Here is a 4537-nt window from a genome sequence, read left to right as displayed (position 1 = left end):
CATCAAACTCTAATCGGGATTTTCATGATTATCTGCGCTGTCCAATTCCTATATCCCAGCCGGGGGCGCGCCCCCCCGGCCCCCCCCCCCGGCAGGTGACTCATCGCATGGACTCGACGTACTTGCGGATGACCTCGATGCCGTCGAACAGTTCGGTGACCGTCCACTCCCTCGGCGCGTCCGGCGCCGCCCGCAGCAGCGCCAGCAGCTCCTCCTCGCCGGCCGCGTTCGCGACGATCATCCGGCCGCCGCCGGCCATCGAGTACAGGCAGTCGAAGGTGCCGTCGGCCAGCCGGGCCGAGATCCAGTCGACGGCCACGTCGGCGATCCGCAGGCCCAGTTCGGGATCGACCGGGCCGTGGTGGCCGATGGCCAGGAACTTCGGCATCGGCTACGCGGCCAGTGCGGTGGTCCGCGGGCCGTCGTCGAACAGCTGCGAGTCCGACAGCGGCTTGTTGAAGTTGACGATGCCGCCGATCTCGGCCCAGGCCGTCTCGATGGGTGCGATGTTCTGGATGGGGAACTTGAAGTCCGGGTCGAAGATCAGGCTGGACGGCCCGTTCAGCTGCGCCTCGGTCGCGCCCATCGCCTTGATGAGCCCCTGCTTCACCTCGGGGTTGGCGCGGTAGTCGCCCTGCAGGTAGGTGCGGCTGGTCCGGACGAGCGCGCGGAGGATGGCCGCGGCCACGTCCGGCTTCTCGGTGCGGATCTTGCCCATCCAGTAGCTGGTGATGGAGGCGGTGAACGGGATGATGAGCTTGTGGCCGGACGTCTCGGCGGTGGTCCACACCGGGTCGCTCAGGTTGCCGGCGTCGACGGCGCCCGAGTCGAGGCCGGCCAGCAGGTCGGCGCCGCCGAGGGGGACGATCGTCACGTCCTTCACGGTGAGGTTGCACGTCTTGAGGTAGGCGGCCAGCTCCACGACGGCGGGCGAGCCGAGACCGGTGGCGGAGCCGGTCGACACCTTCTTGCCCTTCAGGTCGCAGGCGCTGAACGTGCCGTCGGGCTTGAGCAGGGTCTTGCGCACGTAGTAGCCCTGGTGGTTGGCCGGGCTCCAGCCGACGCCGCCGCCGATGCCCTTGATGTCGGCCCCGCCGGCGATGGCGTTGAACAGGCCGGCCGACGGCGCGGCCGGCGCGACGTCGATGTCGCCCTTCTGCATCAGCACGACGAGGTTGTTCGTCTGGACGAGCTGAATGTTGATCTTGATATTTTCCTTCTTGAACTCGCCGAAGTACTCGGCGAGCAGCAGCGGCGCGTACGCCTCGATGTTGCGGAAGGGCAGCGAGGCGTTGACGGTGACCTCGCTCGGCAGCGGCTTGGGCGCGGGGGTGTTCGGCCCGGTCGGGCCGGGGCTGGGCGCGTTCGCCGGCTGGGTCGCGGTGGAGTTCGAGGCGGGTGTGGCGCCGCCGTCGCCGCAGGCGGTGAGCAGCGAGGCGGTGCAGACGGCGACGATGGACATGGCGGCTAATCGACGCATTGCGACTTCCTAACTCTGGGGGAGGGAAACCGACTTACAGGAGGTTCCGGTCGCCGCCTTCGATCTCGACGCGCGCCCACGGCAGCACGAGCAGCGACACCCACTTGACGACATTGGAGAGCAGCAGTCCCATGAGGGCGACCGCCACGATGCCGACGTACATCTTGGGCGCCTGGAAGAGCGTCCAGGAGTACCAGATGAGATAGCCGATGCCCTTGTTGGCCTGGGTGAACTCGACACCGACCATCATGAGCACGGCGACGCTGACCGACATCCGCAGGCCGATGAACATCTGCGGCAGGGCGGCCGGCAGCAGGACGTGGCGGAAGGCCTGCCACGGCCCGGCCTGGAAGCTCTGCGCCACCTCGCGGTGGCCGGGGCTCACGGCCAGGAACGCGGCCATGGTGCTGACCCACATGAAGAAGAACACGGTCATGCCGATGGCGACGTTGAGGGCCGTGTCGGTGAGGCCGAAGATGAGCAGCAGCAACGGGAAGACGGCCAGCTTCGGCACCGTGTAGAGGGCCGACAGCAGCGGTTCGAGGGTGGCCCGCACCCAGCGGGACGCGCCGAGCGCGATGCCGGCGGCGACGCCGGACACGACGCCCATGGCGCAGCCGATGAGCACCCGGGTCAGGCTGGCCCAGAGGTGGTCGAACAGCTCGCCGCTCTCGACGAGCTGCAGCGCGGCCTTCCAGACCTCGGTCGGCGGGGGGAAGAACAGCGGGTTGACGGCGCCGCTCGTCGCGGCGACCTGCCACACCACGAACAGCGCCACGGGAGCGCCGAAGCCGAGCACGATCTCGGCGATCCGGCGCCGGCGCCGCCGGACCGCGGCCTTCTCCGGCGTCGCCGAGGCCTCGCGGCGGACCAGCCGGCCGCTCGTCTGCTCGTCCGGGGGCGCAACGGTCGTCGTGTCGGCCATGACTACTCCTCTCCTGCAAGCGAGGCCGCCGCCAGCGACGCCTGGACCTCGTCGCGCAGCACGTCCCAGACGTTCTGCTGGAGGGCGGCGAACTCGGGTGTGCGGCGGATGTCCGTGGAGCGGGGCCGCCCGAACGGCACGGCGATGTCGCTGACCACCCGGCCGGGCCGGGCCGACACGACGACCACGCGGTCGCCGAGGACGAGGGCCTCCTCGAGGCTGTGGGTCACGAAGATGACCGTGCGCCGGTCCTCCTCCCAGACCTTCAGCAGTACCTCCTGGAGCACGACCCGCATCTGCGCGTCCACGGCCGCGAACGGCTCGTCCATGAGCAGGATCTGCGGCTGGACCGCGAGCGCCCGGGCGATCGACACCCGCTGCCGCATGCCGCCGGAGAGCGTGGCCGGGTAGGCCTTCTCGAAGCCGCTCAGACCGATCCGCCGGATCCACTCCATGGCCCGCTCGTTGGCCTCGCGCCGCGGTACCTTCGCCATCTCCAGGCCGAAGCGCACGTTGGCCAGGACCGTCTTCCACGGCAGGACGCCGTAGTCCTGGAAGACCATGGACGTGGCCGAGCGGCCCTCGTCGAGCCAGAGGTCGAGGGTGCCGGCGGTCGGCGGCAGCAGGCCGTTGACGATCCGCAGGAACGTCGACTTGCCGCAGCCGGACGGGCCGACCAGGCAGACGAACTCGCCGTCGGCGACCCGCAGGTCGAGCGGGCCGAGGGCGTGGACCCGGTGCCTGCCGGAGATGAACTGCCGCTCCACGCCCGTTGCGAGCAGCTTGGCGCCGGTGGGCGCCGTCGGCGGTGGCGCTGCGGTCGCTTGCCGTGTCTGTGTGTCCACTGGTGCTCCAGGTGTCTTCAGGGCGGGGTGTGTGCGGGTCAGCCGAACCATTGGCCGGCGTTGACGTCCAGCGTCTGGCCGGTCACGCCGGCGGAGGCGGGCGAGCCGAGGAAGGCGACCACGTCGGCCACCTCGCGGGCCGTGACGAACCGGCCGAGGCAGGTCGCCGCCTCGGCGTCCTGCCGGGCCTGCGCGGCGCTCGTGCCCCGCCGGGTGCCGGCGTCGACGAAGAACGCCTCGAGGTTGTCCGACTCGATGTAGCCGGGGACCACGGCGTTGACCCGGACCGCGTCCGGGCCGAGCTCGCGGGCCAGGACCTGGACGAGGGTGAGCATGGCCGACTTCATGGCGGCGTAGATGCCGGACTCCGGGTAGGGCTGGCGGGCCGAGATGGAGCTGATGAGCACGACGGACGCCCGCCGGCCCCGCATGAGCGGCCGCAGCTCGTACAGCAGGTTGGTCGCCGACAGCAGGTTGCCGTCAACCGCCGCGTGCCAGTCGGCGGCCGTCCGCTCGCCGAGCGACCCGAGCGGCGGCCGGGAGAACGCGTTGTGCACGAGGACGTCGACCGCGCCGAAGCGCTCGCCGATGCGCCGTGCGGCCTCGCCGCAGGCGGCCCGGTCGGTGAGGTCGGTCGGCAGGCACAACGCCGCCGTGCCCACCTCGCCCGCGACCTCGTCCAGATATGCGCCTCGGCGGCTCAGCAGGGCCAGGTCGGCGCCGGCCTCGGCGAAGGTCAGCGCCAGCTCGCGGCCCAGCCCCGGGCCGACGCCCGCGACGGCGGCGACGCGTCCGCTCACGCCCATGCCGCCACCACCTCGTCCACTGTGGACAGCGTCGCCAGGTGGCGCAGGCTGTACCGGATCACGTCGGCCGCATAGGCGGCCGGGACGCCGGCCACGCCGTCGACCGGCACCACCACCCGGTAGCCCAGCCCCACCGCCTCGATCGAGGCGCCGAGGATGCCCATGTTGACCGACACGCCGACCAGGACGATCGTGCGGACCTCGAGGCCGCGCAGGGTCGCGTCGAGCTCGGTGCCGGTGAACGGGGTCACGCCGTGCAGCCGCTCGACGGTCACGTCGCCGTCCTGCGGCCCCAGCTCCGGTAGCAGCTGCGCGGACACCGAACCGGTGAGCAGATGGCCGGGCATGGCCTCGGCCCGTTCGAGGATCGGCGCGTTGGGGGCGGCCCGCCGGCCCCCGGCGCGGCGGGCCACGGTGGCGTGCACTCTGTAGTGGTCGACGATCCGCCAGGTGGCGGAGCGCCGGTCGCCGGCATCGAGGT

The 4537-nt window shown here is 71.3% G+C and carries 6 protein-coding genes; all 6 read right to left on the bottom strand.

Annotated elements, in window-relative coordinates; translation table 11 throughout:
* Positions 1 to 100 precede the first annotated feature (100 nt).
* A complete protein-coding gene (locus ABZS66_RS60655; protein WP_354773932.1) occupies positions 101 to 388 on the bottom strand; it encodes a hypothetical protein in 288 nt (95 codons plus the stop codon).
* 3 nt (positions 389 to 391) lie between these two features.
* Positions 392 to 1462: an ABC transporter substrate-binding protein gene (locus ABZS66_RS60650; protein WP_354773930.1), complete on the bottom strand. Its 1071-nt coding sequence runs from the start codon at positions 1460 to 1462 to the stop codon at positions 392 to 394.
* Positions 1463 to 1514: 52 nt separating this feature from the next.
* The gene (locus ABZS66_RS60645) at positions 1515 to 2405 is read right to left on the bottom strand and encodes an ABC transporter permease (RefSeq protein WP_354773928.1); all 891 of its coding nucleotides are present in this window, start codon (positions 2403 to 2405) and stop codon (positions 1515 to 1517) included.
* Between the two features lie 2 nt (positions 2406 to 2407).
* On the bottom strand, positions 2408 to 3250 hold the full coding sequence (locus ABZS66_RS60640) for an ABC transporter ATP-binding protein (RefSeq protein WP_354773926.1): 843 nt from the start codon (positions 3248 to 3250) through the stop codon (positions 2408 to 2410).
* Positions 3251 to 3288: 38 nt separating this feature from the next.
* On the bottom strand, positions 3289 to 4050 hold the full coding sequence (locus ABZS66_RS60635) for an SDR family oxidoreductase (RefSeq protein WP_354773924.1): 762 nt from the start codon (positions 4048 to 4050) through the stop codon (positions 3289 to 3291).
* On the bottom strand, positions 4047 to 4537 hold a 491-nt coding region (locus tag ABZS66_RS60630; protein ID WP_354773922.1), incomplete at its 5' end, for an isochorismatase family protein. The genes ABZS66_RS60635 and ABZS66_RS60630, both read right to left, overlap by 4 nt.

Source organism: Dactylosporangium sp. NPDC005572 (assembly GCF_040605515.1).
Lineage (GTDB): Bacteria > Actinomycetota > Actinomycetes > Mycobacteriales > Micromonosporaceae > Dactylosporangium.
This window is presented reverse-complemented; position numbering and strand designations above follow the sequence as displayed.

Excerpts from the sequence above, each read along its gene's own strand:
- ABZS66_RS60655 (WP_354773932.1), bottom strand. The coding sequence starts at position 388 with ATGCCGAAGTTCCTGGCCATCGGCCACCACGGCCCGGTCGATCCCGAA.
- ABZS66_RS60650 (WP_354773930.1), bottom strand. The coding sequence starts at position 1,462 with ATGTCCATCGTCGCCGTCTGCACCGCCTCGCTGCTCACCGCCTGCGGC.
- ABZS66_RS60645 (WP_354773928.1), bottom strand. The coding sequence starts at position 2,405 with ATGGCCGACACGACGACCGTTGCGCCCCCGGACGAGCAGACGAGCGGC.